The 24,230-nt window shown below is 69.0% G+C and carries 28 protein-coding genes; 8 read left to right on the forward strand and 20 right to left on the reverse strand.

Going from position 1 to position 24,230, the window contains the following annotated elements; translation table 11 throughout:
- The first annotated feature begins 76 nt into the window (after positions 1 to 76).
- Complete coding sequence (locus tag ACIP6U_RS12885; RefSeq protein ID WP_401715731.1) at positions 77 to 1,756, forward strand: glycosyl hydrolase family 28-related protein; 1,680 nt, start codon at positions 77 to 79, stop codon at positions 1,754 to 1,756.
- On the opposite strand, the gene ACIP6U_RS12890 is transcribed toward ACIP6U_RS12885, so the two are convergent.
- Positions 1,716 to 2,591 (reverse strand): AraC family transcriptional regulator, encoded by an 876-nt coding sequence (locus ACIP6U_RS12890; RefSeq protein WP_401715734.1) that lies wholly within the window; start codon positions 2,589 to 2,591, stop codon positions 1,716 to 1,718. The two genes, ACIP6U_RS12885 and ACIP6U_RS12890, sit on opposite strands and share 41 nt — an antisense overlap.
- A gap of 49 nt (positions 2,592 to 2,640) precedes the next feature.
- Between ACIP6U_RS12890 and ACIP6U_RS12895 the strand changes: the two genes are divergently transcribed.
- Complete coding sequence (locus tag ACIP6U_RS12895) at positions 2,641 to 3,105, forward strand: DUF2000 family protein (protein WP_401715737.1); 465 nt, start codon at positions 2,641 to 2,643, stop codon at positions 3,103 to 3,105.
- A 13-nt stretch (positions 3,106 to 3,118) separates the two neighbouring features.
- On the opposite strand, the gene ACIP6U_RS12900 is transcribed toward ACIP6U_RS12895, so the two are convergent.
- The gene (locus tag ACIP6U_RS12900; protein ID WP_401715740.1) at positions 3,119 to 4,378 is read right to left on the reverse strand and encodes an MDR family MFS transporter; all 1,260 of its coding nucleotides are present in this window, start codon (positions 4,376 to 4,378) and stop codon (positions 3,119 to 3,121) included.
- Positions 4,379 to 4,555: 177 nt separating this feature from the next.
- Here ACIP6U_RS12900 and ACIP6U_RS12905 point away from each other — a divergent pair, with 177 nt between their 5' ends.
- Positions 4,556 to 5,317, forward strand: a complete 762-nt coding sequence (locus tag ACIP6U_RS12905; protein WP_401715741.1) for a phosphoglyceromutase — start codon at positions 4,556 to 4,558, stop codon at positions 5,315 to 5,317.
- A gap of 78 nt (positions 5,318 to 5,395) precedes the next feature.
- Here the strand turns inward: ACIP6U_RS12905 and ACIP6U_RS12910 are convergent, their stop codons facing one another.
- The 12 genes from ACIP6U_RS12910 to ACIP6U_RS12965 form a co-directional block, all read right to left on the reverse strand.
- Entirely contained in the window at positions 5,396 to 6,631 is a 1,236-nt protein-coding gene (locus ACIP6U_RS12910; protein ID WP_401715744.1) for a tyrosine-type recombinase/integrase, read from the reverse strand.
- 87 nt (positions 6,632 to 6,718) lie between these two features.
- Positions 6,719 to 6,958: a helix-turn-helix transcriptional regulator gene (locus ACIP6U_RS12915; protein ID WP_401715746.1), complete on the reverse strand. Its 240-nt coding sequence runs from the start codon at positions 6,956 to 6,958 to the stop codon at positions 6,719 to 6,721.
- A gap of 491 nt (positions 6,959 to 7,449) precedes the next feature.
- Positions 7,450 to 8,928, reverse strand: a complete 1,479-nt coding sequence (locus ACIP6U_RS12920) for an ATP-binding protein (RefSeq protein ID WP_401715749.1) — start codon at positions 8,926 to 8,928, stop codon at positions 7,450 to 7,452.
- 1 nt (position 8,929) lies between these two features.
- Positions 8,930 to 9,763, reverse strand: a complete 834-nt coding sequence (locus ACIP6U_RS12925) for a DNA primase (RefSeq protein WP_401715751.1) — start codon at positions 9,761 to 9,763, stop codon at positions 8,930 to 8,932.
- Positions 9,760 to 10,509, reverse strand: coding sequence for a DNA methylase (locus ACIP6U_RS12930; RefSeq protein ID WP_401715754.1), 750 nt, complete (start codon positions 10,507 to 10,509; stop codon positions 9,760 to 9,762). The genes ACIP6U_RS12925 and ACIP6U_RS12930 overlap by 4 nt, the downstream gene beginning before the upstream one ends.
- A 98-nt stretch (positions 10,510 to 10,607) precedes the next feature.
- Positions 10,608 to 12,299: a type IV secretory system conjugative DNA transfer family protein gene (locus tag ACIP6U_RS12935; protein WP_401715756.1), complete on the reverse strand. Its 1,692-nt coding sequence runs from the start codon at positions 12,297 to 12,299 to the stop codon at positions 10,608 to 10,610.
- A gap of 473 nt (positions 12,300 to 12,772) precedes the next feature.
- Complete coding sequence (locus tag ACIP6U_RS12940; RefSeq protein ID WP_401715758.1) at positions 12,773 to 13,081, reverse strand: hypothetical protein; 309 nt, start codon at positions 13,079 to 13,081, stop codon at positions 12,773 to 12,775.
- A gap of 17 nt (positions 13,082 to 13,098) precedes the next feature.
- Complete coding sequence (locus ACIP6U_RS12945) at positions 13,099 to 13,440, reverse strand: RRQRL motif-containing zinc-binding protein (RefSeq protein WP_401715761.1); 342 nt, start codon at positions 13,438 to 13,440, stop codon at positions 13,099 to 13,101.
- Positions 13,440 to 14,417, reverse strand: a complete 978-nt coding sequence (locus ACIP6U_RS12950) for a DUF2637 domain-containing protein (protein ID WP_401716954.1) — start codon at positions 14,415 to 14,417, stop codon at positions 13,440 to 13,442. Before ACIP6U_RS12950 ends, ACIP6U_RS12945 begins: the two co-directional genes overlap by 1 nt.
- On the reverse strand, positions 14,414 to 14,695 hold the full coding sequence (locus ACIP6U_RS12955) for a DUF6303 family protein (RefSeq protein WP_401715763.1): 282 nt from the start codon (positions 14,693 to 14,695) through the stop codon (positions 14,414 to 14,416). Before ACIP6U_RS12955 ends, ACIP6U_RS12950 begins: the two co-directional genes overlap by 4 nt.
- Entirely contained in the window at positions 14,692 to 14,976 is a 285-nt protein-coding gene (locus tag ACIP6U_RS12960) for a hypothetical protein (protein WP_401715765.1), read from the reverse strand. The genes ACIP6U_RS12955 and ACIP6U_RS12960 overlap by 4 nt, the downstream gene beginning before the upstream one ends.
- Positions 14,976 to 15,227: a DUF6284 family protein gene (locus tag ACIP6U_RS12965; RefSeq protein ID WP_401715768.1), complete on the reverse strand. Its 252-nt coding sequence runs from the start codon at positions 15,225 to 15,227 to the stop codon at positions 14,976 to 14,978. Before ACIP6U_RS12965 ends, ACIP6U_RS12960 begins: the two co-directional genes overlap by 1 nt.
- A gap of 403 nt (positions 15,228 to 15,630) precedes the next feature.
- Here ACIP6U_RS12965 and ACIP6U_RS12970 point away from each other — a divergent pair, with 403 nt between their 5' ends.
- Positions 15,631 to 16,389: a GntR family transcriptional regulator gene (locus tag ACIP6U_RS12970; RefSeq protein WP_401715770.1), complete on the forward strand. Its 759-nt coding sequence runs from the start codon at positions 15,631 to 15,633 to the stop codon at positions 16,387 to 16,389.
- A gap of 134 nt (positions 16,390 to 16,523) precedes the next feature.
- A complete protein-coding gene (locus ACIP6U_RS12975; RefSeq protein WP_401716957.1) occupies positions 16,524 to 17,096 on the forward strand; it encodes an AAA family ATPase in 573 nt (190 codons plus the stop codon).
- 275 nt (positions 17,097 to 17,371) lie between these two features.
- Here the strand turns inward: ACIP6U_RS12975 and ACIP6U_RS12980 are convergent, their stop codons facing one another.
- Together ACIP6U_RS12980 and ACIP6U_RS12985 are read right to left on the reverse strand one after the other, a co-directional pair.
- A complete protein-coding gene (locus ACIP6U_RS12980; RefSeq protein WP_401715773.1) occupies positions 17,372 to 18,232 on the reverse strand; it encodes a hypothetical protein in 861 nt (286 codons plus the stop codon).
- A 323-nt stretch (positions 18,233 to 18,555) separates the two neighbouring features.
- Entirely contained in the window at positions 18,556 to 18,762 is a 207-nt protein-coding gene (locus ACIP6U_RS12985) for a hypothetical protein (protein WP_401715775.1), read from the reverse strand.
- A gap of 195 nt (positions 18,763 to 18,957) precedes the next feature.
- On the opposite strand from ACIP6U_RS12985, the gene ACIP6U_RS12990 reads away from it, so the two are divergent.
- Complete coding sequence (locus ACIP6U_RS12990) at positions 18,958 to 19,146, forward strand: hypothetical protein (protein ID WP_401715778.1); 189 nt, start codon at positions 18,958 to 18,960, stop codon at positions 19,144 to 19,146.
- On the opposite strand, the gene ACIP6U_RS12995 is transcribed toward ACIP6U_RS12990, so the two are convergent.
- The 3 genes from ACIP6U_RS12995 to phoU all read right to left on the reverse strand — a co-directional run bounded on the left by ACIP6U_RS12995 (position 19,079) and on the right by phoU (position 20,680).
- On the reverse strand, positions 19,079 to 19,633 hold the full coding sequence (locus ACIP6U_RS12995) for a GNAT family N-acetyltransferase (RefSeq protein ID WP_401715781.1): 555 nt from the start codon (positions 19,631 to 19,633) through the stop codon (positions 19,079 to 19,081). The genes ACIP6U_RS12990 and ACIP6U_RS12995 overlap by 68 nt on opposite strands.
- A gap of 85 nt (positions 19,634 to 19,718) precedes the next feature.
- A complete protein-coding gene (locus ACIP6U_RS13000; protein ID WP_401715784.1) occupies positions 19,719 to 19,871 on the reverse strand; it encodes a hypothetical protein in 153 nt (50 codons plus the stop codon).
- Positions 19,872 to 19,978: 107 nt separating this feature from the next.
- Complete coding sequence (phoU, locus tag ACIP6U_RS13005; protein WP_401715786.1) at positions 19,979 to 20,680, reverse strand: phosphate signaling complex protein PhoU; 702 nt, start codon at positions 20,678 to 20,680, stop codon at positions 19,979 to 19,981.
- A 232-nt stretch (positions 20,681 to 20,912) separates the two neighbouring features.
- Between phoU and ACIP6U_RS13010 the strand changes: the two genes are divergently transcribed.
- Positions 20,913 to 22,175: a cell wall metabolism sensor histidine kinase WalK gene (locus ACIP6U_RS13010; RefSeq protein WP_280879344.1), complete on the forward strand. Its 1,263-nt coding sequence runs from the start codon at positions 20,913 to 20,915 to the stop codon at positions 22,173 to 22,175.
- Positions 22,172 to 22,852 (forward strand): response regulator transcription factor, encoded by a 681-nt coding sequence (locus ACIP6U_RS13015; protein ID WP_015659563.1) that lies wholly within the window; start codon positions 22,172 to 22,174, stop codon positions 22,850 to 22,852. The genes ACIP6U_RS13010 and ACIP6U_RS13015 overlap by 4 nt, the downstream gene beginning before the upstream one ends.
- 135 nt (positions 22,853 to 22,987) lie before the next feature.
- Here ACIP6U_RS13015 and ACIP6U_RS13020 read toward each other — a convergent pair whose 3' ends face one another.
- Positions 22,988 to 23,671 carry a DUF461 domain-containing protein gene (locus ACIP6U_RS13020; RefSeq protein WP_401715788.1) on the reverse strand — a complete coding sequence of 228 codons (684 nt, stop codon included), beginning with the start codon at positions 23,669 to 23,671 and terminating at the stop codon, positions 22,988 to 22,990.
- Positions 23,672 to 24,230 lie beyond the last annotated feature (559 nt).

The raw sequence follows: 24,230 nt of genomic DNA on the forward strand, positions 1-24,230 counted from the left end.
GATGTCATGCTCGCCGCCATCGCACTTCTGAACAGAGTTCACATCCATGAATAACTGCATGGGAGGACGGTGGGGCATGAGCACCTCGGACAAGGGCACCGCGCGGCTCACCAGACGGACCCTGCTCGGCGGAGCCACGGCAGTCGCGCTGGCGGCGACGACGGGAATCGGGACAGCGCGGGCCGCCACTGCGGCCAAGGGCGAAGTCCCGCGCATCTGGCGGGAGTTCACCCGCACCCCGTTCACCCACCCCCAGATCCCGTACATCGGCCGGGCCGGTGCCCACGCCGGTGCGCGCCGGCTACCGCGCCGCCGGGTCTTCGCCGACGTGACGGAGTACGGCGCCGTGGCGGACGGCGTCACCGACTCCGCCCCCGCGATCAACCGTGCCATCGCCGCTGCCGGTCGGGCCGGCGGTGGCACGGTCACCATCCCGCCCGGCACCTTCCGCATCGACGACCTGATCCGCATCGGCCACTCGAACGTGGTCCTGCGGGGCGCCGGCAGCGGCCGTACGAAGCTGTACGCCACGAAGAACCTCACGGAACTGATCGGCGTCTACGGCTCCCGCTACGGCGGCGACAAGTCGTCCTGGTCCTGGGCCGGCGGCCTCATCTGGCTTGCCCCGGAAGCCCGTTGGAACTCCCTGGTCACCGCGATCAAGGCCAAGGCCTGGCCCTTCGAGGGCTGGACGGGCAACAAGCGCGACGAGTGGGCGCCCCTGACCGCGGTGGAACCGGCCCGCCAGGGCGCGTCGACGGTGAAGGTCGCCGACCCCTCCCGTCTGCGCCCCGGCGCCCTGGTCGTCCTCCGCCTGGCCGACGACGCCGGCCACACGCTCCTGGAGCACATGTCGGGCGGCGGCCCGGGCCCCGAGGCGTACTTCTGGGACGACAAGACGAAACTGACCTCGTACGTCCCCTACGAGTGGCCGGTCCGCATCACCCGCGTGCACGGTCGCCGCGTCACCCTGGAACGCCCGCTCCCGCTGGACGTACGCCCCGAGTGGACTCCGCAACTGATCACCCACGTCAAGGAGTTGACCGGTTCCGGCGTGGAGGGCCTGACCCTGGAGGCGGTGGAGACCGTTCAGTCCCCGCACCTCCTCGACAAGGGCTACAACGGCGTCGTACTGCAATGCGCCTACGACTGCTGGGTCGACGACGTGACGGTCCGTCATGTGGACAACGGCTTCGGCCTGGTGGCCGCGTCGGCCTGCACCCTGCGCGGCACGACGGTGGCGGGCCGCGGCTCCCACCACCCTTACTTCTGCCGCGAGGGCGCGCACGACAACCTGATCGAGGACTTCACGATCGAGCAGCGCACGGTACCCGCCCGGCCGGACGTCCAACTCCACGGCATCAACGTCGAGGGCCTGTCCTCCTACAACGTCTGGTCCCGCGGCGACATGCGCATGGGCACCTTCGACAGCCACCGCGGCCTGCCCTTCGCCAACGTCCGCACCGACATCACCGTCGAGAACAACGGCCGCCACGGCGGCGACGCCATCGCGGGCCCCCTCTTCGGCGCCCGCTTCGCCCACTGGAACATCCGCGTCACCAACGGCCGGGCGGGCCTGATGAAGATCGACGGCCTGGCTCCGTACAGCGCGACCGTCGGCCTCAACGAGGTCACCGAGTTCGACCAGATCGACGTCCCCGACTTCACCGGCGACCTGCACGCGCGTCTGGAGCTCTACGGCACGACGGACGTGGTCAGGCCGCGGAACCTGTACGAGGCCCAACGGGAGCTGTAGCCCGTCCAGTTGCGGCCCGCTCAGCCGGAGCCCGCCCAGTCGTGGCCCGTCCCTTCGCGTACTGGCCGGGCGTCACGCCCACCAACTTCCTGAAGTGGCGCGTGAGATGGGGCTGGTCGAAGAAGCCCGTCGCCGGGGCGACCTCGCTCGCGGGCCGGCCGTCCAGGAGCAGGCGGCGGGCGCGGTCCACCCGGCGGGACATCAGGTACTGGTGCGGGGCGATGCCGTAGGCGGTGCTGAACGCCCGTACCAGATGGGCCGGATGGGCGTGCAGGAGGGCGCCGGCCCGGTCGAGGGTGAGGCCGTCGACGACGTGCGCGTCGAGAAGTTCGCGCAGGCGGCGGGCGAGCACGGGGTCCGGGCGCGGAACGGACTCCGTGCTCGGCCGCAGCCGTTCGCGCAGCCGCTCGCCGATGAACGTCAGCCTGCTCTCCGCCTCCAGTTCCTCCCCGGCCCGGGTGAGCGCGGTGTGCAACTGACCGACGCGCAGGCGCAGCAGCGGGTCGCGCAGATCGGGTCCGTCGACAGCGGCGCCGATCAGGTCGTGGGGCAGCTGCGACCCGTCGAGATACACCACCCGCTTGCGGAAGCCGTCGGGTGTGGCGGCGGCCCCGTTGTGCGGAACGTGCGGCGGCAGCAGCGTGACCGTGTCGTCCGGCGTCCCGTGCTCATGCCGGTCGAGGTCGTAGCGCACGGCCCCGTCGTCCACGATGAGCAGCGTCCACGCCTCGTGCACGTGCATCGGATACGCGTACTCGGTGAAGTGGGCGTGGAACACCTCCACCACGCCCGGGACCCGCGGGCGCCAGGCGGTGACTTCCTGCTCGGCGGCCATGCAAAGAACGTACAAGACGACGTCGTACGAGGCTCGGCAGTCTCGTCGTATGAACGCGACCGACACGCATGCGCTCGACACCACCGCCCCCGCGGAAGCCCCCGTCCGCTTCGACACCAAGATCGCCGTGATCCTGCGCGAGGACCTGGAGCCCTGGCAACGCCTGAACGTCACCGCGTTCCTGGTCAGCGGCCTGGGCACGCGGGTTCCCGAGGTGATCGGGGAGCCGTACGAGGACGCCGACGGGGTGCCCTACCTGCCGATGTTCCGGCAGCCGGTGCTGGTCTTCGAGGGGACGAAGGAGACGCTGACGTCGGCCCATGCGAAGGCGCTCTCGCGCGTCCTGCCCCGTGCCGTCTTCACCTCCGACCTGTTCGCCACCGGCCACGACGGCGCCAACCGGGCGGCGGTGCGGGCGGTGCCGACGGGGGAGCTGGACCTCGTAGGACTGGCGGTGTACGGCCCGAAGAACGCGGTGGACAAGGTGATCAAGGGTGCGCGGATGCATCCCTGATCCACGCGGTGATCTATGCGGTGCTGACCTCGGCCTCCGGCACCGCGGGTGTGGTGACCGGCGTCGGCTTCTCGGCCGGCAGGTTGTGCATCAGGACGTGGTAGCCGACCGCGGCCACCGTCCCGATCACCGCGCACACCCCCCACAACCACTCGGCCCCGAACCGGTCGATGATGAACCCGGACATCAGGGGCGCCACCAGCGCGGCCACCGCCCAGGACAGGGTGTACATGCCCTGGTAGCGGCCACGCCCGTGGACGGGGGAGAGGCGGACGACCAGGCCGGTCTGGGTCGGCGCGTTGACGATCTCGGCGAGTGTCCACACGCAGACGGTGACCGCGAAGAGGCCGACGGACCCGGCGAAGGCGGTGAGCCCGAAGCCGTACCCGGCGAGGACGGACGACACGACGAGCAGCCGTCGCGGATCGCGGTGCTCGATGAAGCGGGTGACCGGGATCTGCAGCGCGACGATCAGTACGCCGTTGACGGCGATGGCCATGCCGTAGTCGGCGGGCGTGAAGCCTGCCTCGCCCATCGCGACCGGCAGCCCGACCGAGCCCTGCTGGAAGATCACGGAGACGAGGAAGGACAGCCCGACCACGCCCATGAAGCGCCCGTCGCGCAGGACGGTACCGAGCCGGACGTCGTCCTTGGCACCGGCTTCGGCGGAGGTGCGCTGGGGCCGGGACTCGGGCAGCTTCAGGAACACGACCACGGCGCAGAGCGCGGTCATGCCGGCCTCGATCAGAAACCCGGCGAGATAGCTGAACTCGGCGATGAACCCGGCGCCCATGGAGGAGACGGCGAACCCGAGGTTGATGGCCCAGTAGTTGAGCGAGAAGGCGCGTACGCGGTCCTCCGGCCGGACGATGTCGGCCATCATCGCCTGCACGGCGGGCCGGGAGGCGTTGGAGGTCATGCCGACGAGGAAGGCGACCGCGGCGATGGCGACGGGGTCGTGCACGAAGCCGAGCAGCGCGACGGACGCGGCGGTGGACGCCTGGGCGATCAGCAGCGTGGGCCGCCGCCCGAGCCGGTCCGTCATCACCCCGGCCCCGAGCGACGAGGCGACCCCGCCGAGCCCGTGAAGGGAGGCGACGAGACCGGCGTACGTGGCCGAATACCCCCGGTCGAGCGTCAGATAGAGCGCCATGAAGGTGGCGACGAAGGCCCCGAGCCGGTTGACCAGGGTGCTGGTCCACAGCCACCAGAACTCGCGGGGCAGCCCGGAGACGGACTCACGGGTGGCACGTCTGAGGCCGGCGAGTGGCATAGGGGTCCCCCACGAACGAAAGCGGTAAGCGGTAAGCGGCTCAAGTGCCGAGCACAACTTACGAAGGTGAGGTGCGGGATGACCACTCGATTAACGATTCCCGTCAACTGTCCCCCGGCCGTTCCACCTGCCGGGCGGACGCCCTGCGCCCCGAACCCGTCGATTACGCTCTGAGGCATGGCCGACGCACCGTACAAGCTGATCCTCCTCCGCCACGGCGAGAGCGAGTGGAACGCGAAGAACCTGTTCACCGGCTGGGTGGACGTCAACCTGAACGAGAAGGGCGAGAAGGAGGCGGTCCGCGGTGGCGAACTCCTGAAGGACGCCGACCTCCTGCCCGACGTGGTCCACACGTCCCTCCAGAAGCGCGCGATCCGCACGGCCCAGCTGTCGCTGGAGGCCGCGGACCGCCACTGGATCCCGGTCCACCGCTCCTGGCGCCTGAACGAGCGCCACTACGGCGCCCTCCAGGGCAAGGACAAGGCGCAGACCCTCGCGGAGTTCGGCGAGGAGCAGTTCATGCTGTGGCGCCGGTCGTACGACACGCCCCCGCCGCCCCTTGCGGACGGCACCGAGTTCTCCCAGTCCGAGGACCCCCGCTACGCGTCGATCCCCCCGGAGCTGCGCCCCCGCACGGAGTGCCTGAAGGACGTCGTCGTCCGCATGCTCCCGTACTGGTACGACGGAATCGTCCCCGACCTCCTCGCCGGCCGCACGGTCCTGGTCGCCGCCCACGGCAACTCGCTCCGCGCCCTGGTCAAGCACCTGGACGGCATCTCGGACGAGGCCATCGCGGGCCTGAACATCCCGACGGGCATCCCGCTGGCCTACGAACTGGACGCCGACTTCAAGCCGATCACCCCCGGCGGCAAGTACCTCGACCCGGACGCGGCCGCGGCGGCAATCGAGGCGGTCAAGAACCAGGGCAAGAAGAAGTAGGGTTTGTGATCATGCCCCTGACCTGCGCACATGGCGCGAGTCAGGGGCGTTTTCATGGCCTGGGCCCACTGTGGGCCCTCAGTGCCCCGGATCTTGCGGCCGGAGCGCACGACCGATGGCGTGCCGGGCCCGGTCCCGGCTGCTCGGCATGAGGTGCGCGTACACCTTCAGCGTCAGCCCCGGGTCGGAGTGTCCGAGGTACTCGCTGACGGCCTTGATGCTCTCTCCTGCGTCCAACAGGACCGACGCGTAGAAGTGCCTCAGGGCGTGCATGCCATGCTCCCGCGCGGCGGCGTGCTCACGGCTCTTCGCCCTGGGGATGACGCCCGACTTGGCGAGCGAGGGCTTCCAGTGGTCCTCGTTCAGCGACGTACGCCAGACATGGCCACCGTTGGGCCCGCTGAAGATGAGCTGCTTGGTCACCGGCTGGCCGGACGCTCGCATCCACGGCAACGTGACGTCGACGGGCGGGAAGCGCTTGATGTGCGCCTTGAGGGCGTCCACCACAGGATCAGGCAGAGGCACGTCCCGGAGCTTGCCGCCCTTCGGAGGCGCGAACACGGGCTTACTCAGGCTCAGCTTGAGCTGCTGCACCACGTGAAGGGTGTTGCTGTCGAAGTCCAGCTCATCGACGCAGAGTCCGAGGATCTCGCCCTGCCGCAGGCCGCATCCGGCGCCAACGTCAACCATGGTCCGGAAGCGCTCCACCATGGCCGCTCGTACGGCGAAGACGCGTTCCGGCTGCCAGGGCACGACCCGGCGCGTACCCATCTCGGGAAGCGTCACCGTGCGGGAGTTGCAGGGGTTCCGGCGAAGGTAGCCGTCCTCCACGGCAGCCGATAGGACGGCACGGACGTTGGAGAAGATCACGCGGGCATACGCGCCGGACATGCCGGACGCTTCGAGCTGAGTCACGAACTCACGGATGTGGCTCGGCTGGAAGGTGCCGAGCGAGCGTGACCCGATGCGCGGGAAGGCGTGCAGCTTGAGTTGGGACTGCATCGACGCTCGGGTGTTTGGGTCTCCGCTCTGGCTCGCCAACCAGCCCTCCGCGAACTCCTGGAAGGACGTGCGGGAGGCGTTGGGGTCGATGTAGTCGCCGCGAGCCACGTCCGCCGCCATCTTGCTCAGCCACTGCTCAGCGAGGCGCTTCTGCCCGTCGGCGAACGACTTGCTCTTGCGCTTGCCGTCGGGCGCGAAGTAGCGGGCCCGGTAGCGCAGTCCCTGGCCGTAGCGAGCGGTCTTGACGCGGGCGGTCTTGCCGTCGTTGTCGGTCTCGGTCTTGTACCAGCGGTCTTGGATGCTGCCTGCCATGTGTGGCGTGGTCCCTTCGGGCATGGGGCGGGGAGGGCCACGGTGTGGCCCTCCCCGGGGAGTTGGGTGGCGTGAGGTGCGGCAGGCTTAGGCCGCGTCTTCCAGAGCGGTGCGTTCGGCCTCCCACGCCTGTACGGCAGCGGGGTTGAAACGGAGGTAACGGCCGACACGGAAGCCGGCAGGGCCGATGCGCTTGCGCCGCCACTGGTAGACGGTCTCCACGCTCGGGAGGCTGAACATGGTGACCAGGTCTTCCGGGGTGAGGTAACGGTCAGGGAGTCCGCCACGCAGCACGGCGCGCGGGTCGCTTGGCTCTTTGGAGGCCATGTGTGGTGACTCCTCATGCTTGAGGGCGTTGGGTGAGGTGTCCTGTGGTGATGTCGGGCCGTGCGTTGCGCAGGCGAGAGCGCGCGTCTGTCCGAGGTGCGGATTTCTGCGTCACCCGCGCCATCAGCGTCACTAGGGGATCTGACCTGGGGTTTTGGGTGACGCGGTGGATCGGGGCTGCGTCACCGGTGCGTCATTGGCTGCGTCACCGGGTGACGCAGGTGACGCGGGATGACGCAGGATTCGCCGTCTACGTCACCGCTGTCGCCGCAGGTCAGCGGCTGTCTGTCGGGCCCGTGGTGACGCGGTGACGCAGACCTTCCCTACTTAGGAAAGAGAAGGGGTGGTGTCTGTGGTCTTACGCCGCTCAGGGCGTGAAGAACGGGCCGCTTCGCGGCGCGCCTTGTGCAGGGCGGCTGTCGCCGCCGAACAGCAAGAGGAGCACCCCGCGAGGCGTGCTCCTCTTGCTTGTCCGCCTGCCCCGGGGGCGGTCAGAACGCGGGCTGTTGCTCGGGGGGCGGGGGCGGGGCCTGGCGGCTGAGTTCGATGTAGCGGGCGGCGCTGGTGCGGCCCCAGTCGACCAGGACGCCCCGCGCGGCCAGGGTGGGCTGGATGCGCCTCAGCCGGTCGGAGAGCACCTTGCCGGTGGTGGGCCAGCCCTTGGGCAGGGGGCGGCACTCCTCGCCGCTGTAAAGGGAGGTCAGCGCGTGCAGCCACTCCGCCGACGTCATCCGCACCTCTTCGCCCGGGGTGAGTTCGGCGGCGTGCTTGAGGACCGTCTGCGCCAACAGGTCGCCCTCGATCACGTCGTCGTTCAGGTCGTCCAGGCTGGCCCGGTATGCCTCCAGCGTCCCGAAGCCGGTGGCGGTGTCGAGCTGGGCGCACAGGTGGGCGAAGTCGGCCATGCGTAGATCGGTCGGGGTCTCGGCTTGTACCGCGCGGACCTTGACGGTTAGGTCGAGCAGGGAGCCGAGGACGACGGGCAGGATCTCGGCGTACTCCGTCCACAGCTCCGCTTCGGTGCGCCGCACCCGGGGGCGTTCCAGGCGCAGGGTGAGGAGTCGTTCGGCGAGGTCGGGGCGGATGACGCCGACGTCGATGCCGGTCAGCAGCATGGGCCGGCGGTAGCGGGAGCGGACGACGTCGCCGTCGGTGAACAGCGCGCGCTTGATGCTCTCGGCTCCGGTGATGATGCAGCACATGAGGTCGGACAGGTCCGGGGGCAGGTGGGAGAGGTTGTCCAGGGCGGTGATCCATCCTGCCGCGACCGCCGTGATCATGTTCTCTTCGTCCTTGGGCGCCCTGCGCAGGTCGCCGCTCATGCCCTCGATGATCCGCACGAGCATCCGCCCGCCGGTGGACTTGCCGGCGCCCTGCGGGCCGGTGAGGAACGGCGCGGGGACGGGCACGGACGGCTCCAGGCAGCCGATGAGCCACGCGATGGCGAGGGCCTCGGTCTTGGCGTCGGCGAAGTTGCACAGCCGCATCAGCAGATCGATGCCCTTGCCGTTGGTGTCTTTGACGGGCAGGGGGAGTTCCCCGGTGAGCTGGGTGCGCCGCCAGCACACCTCTTCGGGGTCGGGGATGCGGATGTCCCAGCCGGTGGGGTGGATGCGGACGGACTGCCCGTCGTCGCGGCCGAGGTCGAGCCAGGTGGCTCCGTCGAAGCCGGGAGCGACGCGGATGTGGGTGGGCTGTACCCGTTCGGTCAGGGCGAGTGCCTCGATCAAGTCCAACGCCTCCTTGAGGGCGGTTCCGTTGAAGACGCCGACCCCGTCGCGGAAGAGGCCGACCATGAGTTCCTGCCGGTGGCTGCCGGTGGTGCCCTGGGAGCGGATCGGGCGGGCCACGGGGTGGCCGGTGCGCTGCGCGTACACGGTCCCGTCCACGGTGCGGAAGTACCGGAAGTGGGACTGTGCGTAGTCGGTGATGACCTTGCGTGCGGGGATCTTGTCGTCGTCCTCGGACATGTCACAGTCCCAACGTGGTGCGGGCGTTGGTCCACGCGTCGGTGCAGTGCCGGGGCGATTCCCCCTTCGCCTGCGCGGCGCTGAACAGCCGTGCCGTGTGCGCTTCGGTCAGGCAGCCGCACCGGCCGTGCGTGGACAGCACCGCGAGGAACGTCCGGTACACGGTGGCGTGCACCGCCTCCCGGGCGCCGGTGATGCGCTGCTCCGCCATGGCGATGCCGCGATCCAGATAGGTCGGCGTGCGGTGCGGGCACTTCCCGCCCCGAGCCGGTGCGGGCACGGTGACGGTGGCCGGCCGGACGGGGGCGGGCGCCTTCACGATCAGCGCGCGCACGACGTCCGGCAGCGTCGTGATGGTGCCGGTGCCGGGTCCGAGCCAACGGGCGTAGGCCATGAGGGACTTGACGTCCACACCGGGCCGGACCGCGTTCGAGGAGGGCATGGCGCCCTGGTAGAGCCAGTGTTCACCCCGGGTCGTCGGCACGATCCGCGTGGCGGGCAGCGTCTTGTGGGCCCACGTGATCGCAGCCGGATTGTCGAGATCCACGACTGTGATGCCGGCGCCCCCGGGGTGGTAGGCCACACCCGCCGCCTCCCGCCACGCTCGCGCCCACGTGGGCGAGTTGATGACCTCGGGGGCGGTAGTGGCGGCGGCCCATCCGTGGCACGGGTACGGGCAGGCGCACGGTCCGGGGGTCTTCATGTTCGGCCGGCCACCGCACGCGTTCTTCGCGCAAGCCGGGCAGTTGCTGAACGGCATCTTCCCCGCCCGCAGGGGCAATGGCGGCACCCCGCGCGCGGCGAGGGAGAGCGCGGTGTGCAGGTGCTCGCTCACGCCGCCACCCCCAGTGCGGGGGTGAGGGTGGCGAGGTAGGCGTGACCGATCCATTCCGTGTACGCAGGCGGAAGCGCCTCCCGCAGTCGCAGGTGATGGGTGGACCAGTCGATGCCCTTGGCCGCGCGGATCTCGTCCACGGTGGCCTTGCCGCCACCCGCGCCGTACGCGGCCACGTACGGGCCCTCGCGGTACTCGCCGTGGCGCCAACCGCGCACGTAGCCACGGTGCTTGGGGTGGGCCGGCTGCACGGCGGTCCAGCCTCCGAGTTCGAAGTAGCGGTGCATGAGCACCCCGAGCCCGAACTGTTCCCCGCACAGACGGATGTCCTTGCGGACCTCGGAACCGGCCACGTTCTCCATCACGTACGGCCGGCCCGTCGCCTCCAGCGCGGCCCGGGTGGGGGCGATCAGGCGGGGGTAGGTGCGGCCGATCGCGGCATTGCGCACGGCGTTGGTGCCCTTGGTCGGAGCACCCTCACCCTGGCAGGGCGGGGAAGCGTGAATGAAGTCGAATTCGTGCCCGTGCGCGCGGATGAACTCGATCGCGTCGCCCTGGTGGAAGGCATCGCCCCGGTAGTCGGGTTGGGCTTGGATGTCGACGCCTGTCACGTGGACGTGCGGGCCGAACGCGCGTCGGTAGCCCTCGGTCGCACCGCCGATGCACGAGAACGCGTCGAGCACTCGGAAGGGTTCGAGCCGGGAGAGCAGGGTGAGGGCTCGCCGGATGTCGGTGGGTTGGGTCATGCTGGAGTTCTCCAGTTCGTGAGCGTGCTGGATTGGCGGCGGCCCCGTTTCATTGGCGTGAGGGGGGCCGCCGTTGTTGTTCGGTCCTGCGGGAGTGCTCAGGCCGCTTGCTGGCCGGGCAGGAGCATGCCGTCGGCGGTGCGGTGCAGGCTGCCGTTCGCGGTGAGGGTCTTGATCTCGCGGGAGACGGTGCCCTTGTTGAGGCCGGTCGCGTCGGCCACGTCCCGCGCGGTGCGGGCACCGGACTGCACGGCGGTCAGCACCTTGTCCCGGTTGGTCGACGACCCCGACAGCGCGGCGGGCTCCTTGACCAGATGCAGCGGCGTGCGCGGCGACGAGCCGCCCGACGTCTGCGCGGGGGTCCAGATCGATTTGGGCAGTGCGCGCACGCCGGCGTCGTCGAGGGTCCAGGTGCGGAGCATGCGCGGCCCGTAGCCCTTGAGGTAGCCGTGCCCCCGGTACTCGCGGCCGTCCGGGATCTGGTGGGGGGCGTAGTGCGCGCAGTCGTCCAGCGCCACCTGAGCCTGTGTCGTGCCGGCCACCCGGAGCGAGAACCGCGTCAGGAGGTTCGGCGCGATCAGCTTGTGCACGCCGGGCGCCCCGCCATCGGTCAGCGGGTACTGCGTCGCCCACCACAGAACCACGCCGCGCGAGCGACCCAGAGACGACAGCTCGATCAGGCGTTGCAGCCGGTCTTTGTCCTTCGTGATCAGGGCAAGGATCACCTGCCCCTCATCCACCACGACGGTGAGCTGCGGGCCGTCCCAGACGCTGATCCCGCGCGCCTTCATGTCGACCTTGCGGCGGGTCATCTCCGCGTGCGCCGCATCCACCGCGTCCGTGATTTCGCTTTGTTCCACGGCGACGCGGCAGACCGGCTCCCAGATGTTGGCCTCTTCGCCCTTGCCGTCGATCAGGAGCAGGTCACCGCGCAGGTGCGCGGTCGCCATGAGCGGACGGAACGACCAGGACTTGCCGGTGCCGGACGCGCCGGACACCAACAGCCGTTCGTCGAACGGGATCAGGACCTCGTCCCCGGTTTCGGTGTCCAGACCGAGGCTCATCATCAGCGCGTCGGCCGGGATGCGGTCCGGGGTCCACAACGAGGAAACCCCCGCGGCTGCCGAACGCGTCGCCAACGTCAGGACTGCCCAGCCGCCGCGCGAGGCGGACGTGATCCGCACCCGCAGCGCGGTGCGGGCACCGAGTAGCGCACGGACCGAATCGGCCTTGTCCGCGAGCGTCTTGACCGTCCACGTGCCGTCCAGGCGGATCTCACAGCGGATCCCGCCCGGCTCCATGGCCGGGGGCGTGGTGACCGTGCCCGACAGACCACGGTCGGGAGCGTGCTCGACCCAGTACGAGGGATCGAGCCGCTCCATGAGCTGACGCTCTTCCACCGACACCGACTCATCCACCACGACGCGCAGCCTGCGCCGACCGAGCGCGAGACCAGCCACGTTCGCACCGATCAGCACAGCCGATGTTGCGGCCGGCCACAGGGTGAGGTGCGCGGTGGACATGAGCGCGGACGCGATCGCACTCGGCACGGCGTGCACCGAATGCGCCTGCACCGCACGGGCCTTGAGCGTGCTGGGGTAGTTCACCCGCGCGGCCTTGAGCTTGGCGCGCGTGTCCCGCTCATGACTCAAGGCCGCCTTGGCCGCGACCCGCGCCGCACGGCGGCCTGACGCGAACGGATTGTTCGACGCGGCGCGCGCGGCGAGTTGCTGCGACTTGGCGGTCGCGTGCGTGGAGCGCGCGGCGTTGTGTTCCTTCTGCGCGGCCATGAGCGCCTTCAAGTGCTCCGGAGTCCGCAGCTTGTTGCGGCGGTCCGCTTCAAGGTCCCAGCGGGCCGCGAACGGAGCACACACCGGGGCCATGGAGTCGAGCGCCGTAGTGGTGGTGTTGGTGGTGGTCGACCATGCTTGCTTCCAGTCCACGAAAGGGTCCTCCAAAACCGTGGATGAGGGCCGGTGCGCCGTTGCGTGGCGTCACCGGCCCGCCGGGTTGCAGGGGCCGAGGCTGTCGGTTGCGTCGACAGCACCGGTTGACCCCCTGCAACCGCTTCTGACCTGCGAAGTTGCAGAGTTGAGCGAGAGGGAGGGTGAGGGCCCTACGCGCACGCGCGCGTAGAGCGCCGGAAAACAGGGCCGTGCAACCCCCTTGCGGGCCCGTCAACGGCCGTACGCGGCCCGGGGGTTGTCACCCCACACGGACGGGGGTCCAGCCGCTCAGCGGGCCGCATGCGGGCTTGGCCTGTTCAGTCCTTGGAACGGGCGAGGCGGAGGGTGATCCCGCCGATGCTGACGGGGCCGGTCGCGGCGGCGATGGCCATCGCGGTGTGCACGGCGAAGTCGAGCAGGGCCAGGAGCGCGGCGATGGTGGTGAAGACGCCGATGGCGCCCGCTCCGGCGACCGCGATGGGGTACAGGTAGTCGCGCAGCGGCCGGCCGGTGTGGTCGGTGGTGTGGACGACGATGACGATCGGCTGACCGGTGGCTTCCGCGCGGCGGTAGGCGTCGGCGGGAATGTGCGGGGCGATGATCCCCGGCGGGTCACGATGTGCCATCAGGGCTTCCCCTCAAGTCAGTTGGCATCCGCGCACGGCACACAGGCACCGAGCGAGGTAGGGATGACGTATCCGGCATCACGCCGGCACGACGGGCAGATCCGGCGGGCACGGTTCGCCTTGGCGAGCGCGGCCCACCGCCCCGGCGTCATCGGGCGGACCGGCTTGGCGCGGTCGACGCGGTAGAGGTAGGCGATCAGCGGCCCGCGCCGGCGGCGGGGGCGCTGGAGTTCGGCGACCACGTCCTGACCACCGGGACGCAGCTCCATCGCACGGAGCTGTCGGCGGGTGGCCAGTCCGTCAGGGGCGAGCCGCCACCGGTACACCGGCAGCGACCCGCTCACGGGCGCGGTGGTCATCAGTGGCCCGTGCCGGCGAGATCGACCGGAACGCCGTTGACGGGGCCGCGCAGTTCGGCGTAGCGGGTCGAGACCCAGCCCACCGACCAGCCGCACAACTCCGCAGCCGTGCGCACGGAGAGGCCTTCCGCGTGAGCGGCGGCCACGATCGCACGCGCGTCGTCCTCGGACAGCTTCTGCGCGGCCGGGCCGGCGGACAGCAACGCCGCGCGTTCACGACGCTCCTGCTCGGCATGCTCCTGACGCTCACGCTCCGCCTGCTCGGCAGCCGCGCGTTCACGGCGTTCACGGTCCCGCTCACGCTGTTCACGCTCGCGCTGAACGCGTTCACGCTCAGCCTGCTCGGCACGCTCCCGGGCCTGCTCGCGCTCTCGTTCCTCGCGCCGTACCGAGGCCTCCCGCTCAGCCTGTTCACGGCTCATGCGGGCTTCGTGCTCACGCTGTTCACGCGCCAGCGTCGCCGCGTGCTCGCGCTCCTCACGCACCCGCCGCGAGGCTTCCTCGCGTCGCTCGATCGCGGCGCGTTCACGCGCTTCCCGCTCCGCTTGCTGCTTGGCTTCCAGCGCCACCACAGCGGCGGTGATAGCGCGTCGGTAGGCCAGTCCGGTCTCAGCCGTGACGATCAGCAGCAGTGGAGCGACCGCATGCACAGCCACGCCCACCAGGTCGCTCTTCAACGCGGAGTCGGCCACGTTGAGCGCGAGGGTCATGCAGCCGGTCATCCACCGCAGCGCGACGGGCCACCGTCCGCCGTTGCCCCCGAGCCGGGCGAGCACCGCGTCCAGCCGGACCACGATGACCACGGCCGCATCCACCACGAGCGGGAGGATGGGGGCGGTCCAGTGCCACCGGTCGGGGGTGTGCGCGGCGGCGAGGGGGGTGACGGTGAGGATCGAGTAGAGCATCGCGCCCGCCACGATCAGCCACGTGCCGACCGACAACGCCCGTTCCGCTGAACGGATCTGAACGCCGTTCATACACTCACCGCCGACCATGAACGGACCCGGATCGCGGCGATCAGCACGACCTGCGAGGCGGGGTCATCGGGGGTCTCGCTGTCCTCGGTCCACTCCCAAACGGCGCCCGGTACCGGCTCGAAGCCGAGCACGCTGAGCGCGTCCGTACGGTCCGTGAACGTCGGCACCGAGCGGCCGAACCGGTGCTCGGGCCACTGCTCGGTGGTGTTGAACAGCACCACGTACAGGCGCCAACGGCCGGCACGCATGGACATCTGCGCGGTGAAATGCCGGCTCACCGGAACCACCCCCGCTTCGTGGGCGTGGCGCCGGTCTCGGCACTGTTGGCCGTGGCCCGCAGCTTCCGGCCCTTCTCCCGCAGCCGGTCGGCCTCCTGCTGTGCCTTGCTCGCCTTGGCCGGGTCGGAGTAGTCACGGCCACGGCGCCCGTACACGTCGGCCGTCATCTGCTGCCGCTCCGCCTCCTGCTCTGCGGAGTAGGCCATCCGACGCAGCGCCGGCGCCTGCCGGGCCGCGTACTGCTGCTCGGCCGTCGGCATGTCCTTGAAGCGGCGTCCCATCACGCCACCTCGCCAGAGCCGTTGGCCAGCGCACGCCGCGCGGCCAGCACCCGACGGGCGGCCCGGCGGATCCGGCGGGAGTCCAGCTCGGTCGGAATGCGGTCCAGGGTGATGATCTGCGCGTCCAACAGGTCGACGCCGGCCAGGATGACCGGCATTTCCTGCTCGATCGCGTCCAACTCGGCGTTGGTCGGCTCCATGAAGTCAGCGAACGCGGTAACAGCGTCCTGAACAGTAACGATGTGGTCCATTGGGTCGTGTTCCTCTCAGTCAGGAACGGCCCGAACAGCGGCCCCGGAGTTGCACCTCCGGGGCCGCGCGCCGTTGAAGTCGGGTGATCCGGCTCCCCTCAGCGCCGCTCGTACGAGACGAGCAGCGGAGGCAACCGGCCCGCAGCACTTGAGCTGCGGAAAGGTCGAAATGCGCTGTACCGCGCACGGGACAGAACCCATACGCGCCCGCCCGCTTGCTTGCGAAGGTGGGACGGGAATCCCTCATCGGCACTCTGTTGAGTTGTCAACCAATGCGTACTCACTTCGTACTCGCCCTTGCGGGCTTTCCTCCGGGCACACCCCTAGGGTTCCCTAGGGTTCCCTGCGGTGTCAAGCGGTAAGGTAGGGAACCTCAGGGAAGTGACGACAAGGAGCGAGCGACATGGCAGGCCAGGCCGACAACCGGGCGCCGTACGCGAAGATTGCAGCCCACTACACGGAACTGATCGCGTCTGGTCAGCTAGAGCCAGGGTCACTCTTGCCGAGCATCAAGAACCTCGCGGAAGAGTGGAAAGTCAGCACAGCGACGGCTGAGAAGGCTCTGCGGAAGCTGCGCAACGATGGCCTTGTGAGAGGGATCCACGGCATCGGAACCGAGGTTCTGGACCGACCCGCTTCAATGTCGTCGGGGTCCCAGCGCCAGGATCGAGGGCGCCGTACTGGGTCCAGTTGGGGGCAGGGTGAGCGGTCTGACTCACATCAGGCAGCCGTCGTGCCCGCTCCCGCAGAAGTAGCCCAAGCGCTGGACATCCCGCCCGGCTCGGAGGTGGTTCGCCGTAGCCGCGTCTACCGAGACCGGCACGGCATCGTGGCGCACAGCACGTCTTGGATCCCTGCTCGGTACGGGAAGTTGATCCCCCAACTCGCAGCGAGTGAGCGCTTGACGGGGGGAACGTCGCTTCAGCTCATCAGTGAGGTGACCGGCCATCCGATCAGTCATCGAATCGACACTGCTTCGGCCAGTCTTGTTACGCCGGAGTATGCGCGGCTCTTGGAGCTTGACCCCGACAACCTGCCGACTGAGCCAGTGGTCGTAATGACAGCGAAGTTCGTCGACAGCGAAGGCAACATCGTTGAGTTTGGCGTGGACCTCGGAGGCCCTGGCCGCACCTGGGGCACGGAATCGGAGGTCTCCCCGTGATGGTCCTAGATGACACGCTCACGAGCGTGCTCGAAGACCGCTTAGGGACACTGCTCAGAGCTCGCAGAACTGGCACAATCACAGCCGAAGCCCAAGCAGAGATGGAAGCCATCTCTCAGACCTTGACGAGACCGATGTCACCACGCGCGCCGTTCTGTGTCCTGATGGCCGGCCTCCCCGGCTCGGGCAAGACCACGCTTGCCCGTGCGCTTACGGCACGAGGGTTCGTACGGCTCTGCCCGGATGAAGAGATGTACCGGCGGCATGGCGTCTATGGGGTGGACTTCCCTCGCGGCACCTTCCCGACCCTTGAGCGGCCGGTCCTCGAAGACGTCGCGGTTGAGGTGAGCGACCAACTCAAGGCGGGGAACGATGTCGTCGTCGACCATGGGTTTTGGACCCCGGAAGACCGAGAGAAATGGCGGGCAGTCGCCGCCGATGCCGGCGCCACCCCTGTGCTTGTCTACCTCGCTGCCAGCCACGATGAGCTTTGGGCAAGGGTCAGCAAGCGCAATGAGTTCCATGAGAACGATCCGAATTCGATCTACTTCTCTGAGAGCGACCTACGGCGGTACCGCACGCGATTCGTCCCGCCGCAGGCAGATGAACCACATCTCCTGTGCCATGGCGACCCAGCGACTGTGATCGCGGCCCTAAATGCCTCGCCTTTTCGGCTTCCGGATGGTCAGGGTCAGTCTCAGTTCTAGTCTCGATTGCTGCTCAATCCGGGGTCGTGCGCACGCGTCCGTGAACGTCCGGCACAGCGTTTGACCTGCGACACGAACCCATCGGTGGACTTGCATTGACGTCACCGTGCACCGTCCGGGCCCCGGATGGGTGCTTCGCTACTGCACGCCGATCGGCTGACTCTTAAGATCAGTACCGTTAGGCTCCGCTATTGAGAAGGGCCCCGTCGAGAGGCGGGGCCCTTCTTGTGCCACCGGGGCGACGCGCGTGCTCCTCTTGCGCCCTGCGGCGGCGCTCAGGGATTGCGCACCACTGCTCCCGAAATGAACCACTGAACAAGAGTGGCAGCGAGATGGACACCAGCCCGAGCCGCTTCCAGGCTCTCTTGCACTGTGGAGGTCTTCTTGCCGTGACGGGAGGTTTGCCCATCCCAAAGCGCGCGCATCATCGACTCGATTGGGGCGATTGGGTCTTTGTCGGCTGGAGTATCCAGGGCAGTGGTGAACTTCGCCCGAGCGTTGCCGATCTCACCCAGCATCGTGCCGAGCGTGGCCCTGGCATGGTTGGGCTGGACAACTGAGTGCGCGGCGGATTCCGCCGCCTTGATGGCCTCGCTGTATGCGCGCACTGGATCAGGCTGACGGCCGTACGCTGCTTTCCAAGCAGCAGCCAGGTGATCAGACGCCGATCCGGCTGAGGGCTCGGCTGCTGCGTCTGCGATGGTTTGGTTCACCGCTTCACGAACGGCCGGCGCGATCCGAATCTCTAGTCCGTTCTTCTCGGAGTTGATGCAGTAGGCCGATCCACCCTCGTCAAGGATGAACTCCAGGTCTTCCAGCCCCCCGCTACGCATCCGATCCACGCTGGTCATGATGAGTGTTACCTCGTCAACGACGTCCAAGAGGTTGTCGCCCGTGAGCTGACTGAGGTAGTACGCAGCGTTGTGGCGAGATGGAACAGTGATCCGAAGTCTCAGGGCTACGGCTTCCGCTACCGCGCTCTGTTCGACGGCGGTGTTGGTCAGAAGGACAGAGTCAACCCACTCCCGGAGCGGTCTTGCAAGATGATCCGGGACACCGTCATACGGAGCGTCGTCATCGGCGGCCTGAGCAAGACCGGCGCGAACGGTGAAGCGCTGACGCGGAGTCGTAGTCATGTCGTGTGAGCGTACCGGCCACAGCGACGGTGAAAAAAGCGATATGAGGTGTGCTGGATCCTGGGCCCTCTCTGGGCCCTCCGAGGGTGACCAACGACGACAGGTAGCGACCACTAACGACAGCTCGAACACAGGTCAGTTGGGTTAGCAAGCCCCCTGACCAGGGCCAAAAAACGGGCCCCCCAGACCCAGGGCAAGAAGAAGTAGCCCGAGCTCATCAAACAAGTAAGAGGCCCCGGATGGAAATCCGGGGCCTCTGGCGTTGAGGTTGGGGCGGCGGTTGATGTCGGTGTCGGCCGGACGGCGCGCCGTCGTGCGGGTGCTCAAATCGCCGCCGTGGCCAGCCGATAGAACGCCTCGGTCGTGCGTGGGTGGGCGATCTCGTCCAGGACGTGGCGCCACTCGGGGTCGGCGAGTGTGGGGTGGGCCTGGTCCCAGGCGGTGAGGAGTGGGGCGAGGGTGTTCTCGCCGGTGGTCTCGGTCGGGTCGTCCATCGTGGTGCCGGTCGTGGAGGACAGCAGCGACTTCATGGCATTTCCTTCCGGCTGGGGACTGCGAACCTCTGGGATCCGATGGGTTCAACGATGCCGTCGGCCGCCCTCCGGAACCATGGCGTGACCTACCGGATCGAGGGTGTAGGTGGCTGCACCCCAGAGGGCCTGCTCGCCCCCCTTCCCCTTCACTCTGGTCGCTCGGGATGATCGAATCCAGCGGGGAGGGGGACTGTGAGCAGGAGACGTTACGTCGCCCGTGGCGTGCCCGGCGGCTACCGGATCTGGGACAACCGAGGGCGCCGATGGTGGGGCGACCTCTACGAGTTGTGCCCCGACGACCTGCTGACCGAGCTCAACGGGCAGGCGGACCAGGCGCGGATCGTCGAGCTGATGAAGCGGTATCGGGCTCGAAAGCGGTAGTGGTAGTGGTGGTGGCGGCCACTCGGTCCAGTACGAGCATGGCGTGCTCGTCGTCGCCGTGCCGCACCGTTCCGGTGCGTTGGAAGCCGAGTTTCTCCAACAGCCGTACTGAGCCTGTGTTTTCGATGAAGGGGTCGGCGTGGAGAGGGCGTGCTCTCTCCCGTTGGAGGAAGAGGGTGAGGGCCTTGGTGCCTGTTCCCCGGCCCCAGTGCTGTCGGTCGAGCCAGTAGCCGATGAAGCGCCGGTCCCCTTCCCACCAGGCCACGATGTGGCCCGCCGGCTCGCCGGCCACGGTGACCGTCTGTACGAAGACGGTGTCGTCCGCCAGGATCTTCGTGGCCCAGTGGGTCATGAATCTCTCCCGCTCGCGCGGCGTGAACCTCGATCGGCGGACCGCCTCCGGGTCGTGCTCCTGCGTGAAGAAGACCTCCAGATCGTCCTCCTCGACATCCCTCAGCCGTACGTCCGGCCGCACGTCTTCGCCCATACGCCGAGTCTGGCACCCGGCACTGACACTCCCCATGACGAAGGGCCCCGGCGATCTCACCGGGGCCCTTCCTCGTCGTACGTTTTCAGCCGCACTGGCAGGGATTGCCGGACTGGCATCCGCAGCCGCAGCCCGAGCCGCAGCCGCATGCGCCGAAGAGCGGGAGGTTCTTGATCTCGGCGGGGCGGTCCGTCTCGCGCTCCTGCGTCGGGTCGGGTGTGCTGGGGGTTTCGGCCATGGGTCCTCCTGGAGGCTCGTGCCTTTGCCCATTGCATGCCCGTTCCGCCGGGCGCGTCAACGGCGCACGGGGGCGCCCCCTCCCGGACGCCCCACCCGCCGCGAGGCCTACGCCTCCTCGACCGCCGTCGCCGGCTGGATGTCCGGCTGGATGTCGGGCTGGAGGTCGTCCGCGTGTTCGCCGGTGACCAGGAAGACGACGCGCTTGGCGACGGCCACCGCGTGGTCGGCGAAGCGCTCGTAGTAGCGGCCGAGGAGGGTGACGTCGACCGCCGTCTCGATGCCGTGCTTCCAGCGGTCGTCCAGGAGGTGCTGGAAGAGCGTGCGGTGCAGCAGGTCCATCTCGTCGTCGTCCGACTCCAGCTGGAGCGCGAGGTCGACGTCCTTGGTGATGATGACCTCGGCCGCCTTCGCCATCAGACGCTGCGCGAGCTGGCCCATCTCCAGGATGGTCGCGTGCAGGTCGTGGGGGATGGCGCGGTCCGGGAAGCGCAGCCGGGCGAGCTTCGCCACGTGCTGGGCGAGGTCGCCCGAGCGCTCCAGGTCGGCGGACATCCGCAGCGACGTCACGACGATACGAAGGTCGGTCGCCACCGGCTGCTGGCGGGCCAGCAGGGCTATCGCCTTGGCCTCCAGGTCGTGCTGGAGCTCGTCGACCTTCTTGTCGCCCTCGATGACGCTCTCGGCCAGCTTCAGGTCGGAGTCGAGTATGGCGGTCGTGGCGCGCCCGATCGCCGAACCGACCAGCCGGGCCATCTCCACCAGACCGTCGCCGATCGAATCAAGTTCCTCGTGGTACGCGTCCCGCATCAGGGTTCCCTCTCGTACGTATTCTTCGGGGCTGCCGGGGCAGGGGCCCGTGCGTCAGGTTTCCGAAAACCGGCGCTTCGCACCCACGCTCCCACGATCTGGCTTGTACGCGTCCGTTTCCGCCCTCTCAAATGAATCACCCCTAGCTCCTAGGTGAACTCTGGGCGACGAGTGTTCGAGGTCGCACCTCGATGGCTGTGGGGATGTCGTACCGCATGCCTAACCTGGGTGCATGGACGTGAACGCGGCGGTCGCCGCAGCAGCAGCGATCGCCGGGGTGCTCACCGGCGTCATCGCCATGCTGGCGTTCCGCTGGAGCGAGCGGGAGCAGAAACGCCCCACTCGCACCTCTCTGCACACGGACCCGGTGCTTCCGCCGGGCGTGGACACCGTCCTGTCCGTGCTCCGCTCCTCGGCCGTCGTCCTGGACGAGGCCGACGCCGTCGTCAAGGCCAGCTCCGCGGCGTACGCCCTGGGACTGGTGCGCGGTGGCAGGCTCTCGGTCGAGCCGATGCTGCAGATGGCGCGGGACACCAGGAGAGACGGAGAGATACGGCAGGTCGAGCTGGATCTGCCCAGACGGGGCACCGGGCGGGGGGAGGCGCTCGCCGTCTCCGCGCGCGTGGCACCCCTCGGGTCGCGGCTGGTACTGCTGCTCGTCGAGGACCTCACCGAGGCCCGACGGATAGAGGCGGTACGCCGCGACTTCGTCGCGAATGTCAGCCATGAGCTGAAGACGCCCGTCGGCGCGCTCTCCCTCCTGTCCGAGGCCGTCATGGACGCCTCCGACGACCCGGAGGCCGTGGAGCGCTTCGCCGGGCGCATGCAGATCGAGGCGACCCGGCTGACCAACCTGGTCCAGGAGCTCATCGACCTCTCCCGGGTGCAGAACGACGACCCGCTGGAGGACGCCGAGCCGGTCCGGGTCGACGAACTGGTCGCCGAGGCCATCGACCGCTGCCGGCACGCGGCCGGCACCAAGCAGATCACCATGGCCGCCGGCGGCACCGCCGACCTGCACGTCTACGGGAACCGGGGCCAGCTCGCCGCCGCCCTCGGCAACCTCGTGGAGAACGCCGTGAACTACTCCCCGGCCCGCACCCGGGTGGGCATAGCCGCCCGCCGGGTCACCGCGCCCGGCGGCGACCACATCGAAGTGGCCGTCACCGACCAGGGAATCGGCATCACCGACAAGGACAAGGAGCGCATCTTCGAGCGCTTCTACCGGGTCGACCCGGCCCGCTCCCGTGCCACCGGCGGCACGGGTCTGGGCCTGGCGATCGTCAAGCACGTGGCCGCCTCGCACGGCGGGGAGGTCACGGTGTGGAGTTCTGAGGGACAGGGCTCCACGTTCACCCTGCGGCTGCCGGAGGCGGGGGCTGCCCGCGACCGCGCACAGCAGCACCCGGACCTCGACGACGAGGCCGGTCAGCCGGACTCACACCCAGAGTCATCCCCGTATGAACCGCTTCCCGCCCCGGAGGTCCTTCCGTGACCCGAGTGCTCGTCGTCGAGGACGAGGAGTCCTTCTCCGACGCCCTGTCGTACATGCTCCGCAAGGAGGGCTTCGAGGTCGCCGTCGCGACCACCGGGCCCGACGGACTCGACGAGTTCGAGCGCAATGGCGCCGACCTCGTCCTCCTCGACCTGATGCTGCCGGGCCTGCCCGGCACGGAGGTCTGCCGCCAGCTGCGCGGTCGCTCCAACGTCCCGGTGATCATGGTCACCGCCAAGGACAGCGAGATCGACAAGGTCGTCGGCCTGGAAATAGGAGCCGATGACTACGTCACCAAGCCCTTCTCGTCCCGTGAACTGGTCGCCCGTATCCGGGCCGTCCTGCGCCGCCGCGGCGAGCCCGAAGAGGTCACCCCGGCCGCCCTCGAGGCCGGTCCGGTCCGTATGGACGTGGATCGTCACGTGGTCACCGTCTCCGGCTCCAAGGTCGACCTGCCTCTCAAGGAGTTCGACCTCCTGGAGATGCTGCTGCGCAACGCGGGCCGAGTCCTGACCCGCATGCAGCTCATCGACCGGGTCTGGGGCGCCGACTACGTCGGCGACACCAAGACCCTCGACGTCCACGTCAAGCGCCTCCGCGCCAAGATCGAACCGGACCCGGGCGCGCCCAGGTACCTGGTGACGGTGAGGGGGCTCGGCTACAAGTTCGAGCCGTAGACCGACAGCTGTAAGCCGACGGCCGACGGACGGCAGCCGACCGCTGTCAGCCGTTTGGCCCAAGGCGTACGCCGTAAAGAGCGAAGGGCGGGTCCTCCCGGAGGAGGCCCGCCCTTCGGCGTACGTACGGACGGCTCAGTTGCCGGAGGCCGTCGCGCTGGCCGAGGCCGCGTCCGTCGGCGTGCCGCCCTCGGGCGTGGTCGCCGTCGCGCTCGCGGAGTCGGTCGGCGTGGCCGACGTGTCGTCGCCCGGCTTCGAGGTGGCCGAGTCCGTGGCCGTGGGCGTGGAACCGGGGGCCGAGGGGATCTCGGTCGGGCCCCACTTGCTGAAGTAGCTCTCGGCGGGCAGGACGAAGGCGCGCAGGCTCACGTCGCCGGTCGTGCTGAAGGTGAAGGTGACCTTCTGCGCGTTGCCGTCCTGCACGGACTCCCGGCTGCTGGCCAGGACCGCGGAGGCGTTGCCCTTGCCGCCGAGCACGATGTGGCCGCCGGCCGGGACCGTCAGCGGGCCGTTGCCCTTGGCCGGCTTGAGCTCGGCGGTCTTGCCGGAGCCGGGGAGGGTGATCGAGTCCAGGGTCTGGGCGGTACGGCCGTTGTTGAACAGGGTCGCGGAGATCACGGCGGGCCCGGTCGACTCGAGGTCGGGCTGGGTGATGACGACGGCGTTCTGGACCTTGATGTCGCCCACCGTCGTCGCCGCGTTGTCCGGCTTGACCTCCAGGGTCTGGGCGTCGTTGCCGGCGGCGCACGCGGCGAGCGAGGCGATCGAGAACGCGATGGCGGTGGCGGCGAGTGCGCCCCGTCGAAGGCTGCTGCTCACGGCGGCGGCAACTCCTTGACTCGAACGTGGCGGCCCATAAAGCCGCCCTAAGTGTCTGTCAGCGGGCTTAGGTTACCGAGCCGTTCCCACACCACCGCACCCGACCCTCCCCCGCGGAGCGTCGACGTCCCCCGGCAGGGGGTAGGGGCTGCCGTTTGGATCAGCCCGGCGTCGCGGGCCCTGGCACGCACATCTGCCGCGTTGTCGTCACTCGCCATGGCTCCGCCATGACTCCCTCCTCCGCCTTGCAGCTGCACGCACCAGACCCCGCTCGACCCGACCAAGACGCACCGAGCCTCACAGCCGGCCTGATCCAAACGGCAGCCCCTGGCCCGCACGTTCGTCCGGCATTCACATAAGCCGTTCCCGCGTTACGCCGGATACGCCAGAGCACGGCGCGCAAATTTTCCGTGAAGGAATAGACGGCGTGCCCGGAATTGATCACGTGAAGGATCTGGAGCGACGCAACAACCCGTCGATCAACCCGCCGTGAACCCACCCGTGAACCCACGCATGAACCCGCCATCAACCGACCGCACAGTCCGACCGTGATCAATTC

The organism is Streptomyces sp. NPDC088794 (assembly GCF_044750545.1).
Taxonomy (GTDB): Bacteria; Actinomycetota; Actinomycetes; order Streptomycetales; family Streptomycetaceae; genus Streptomyces.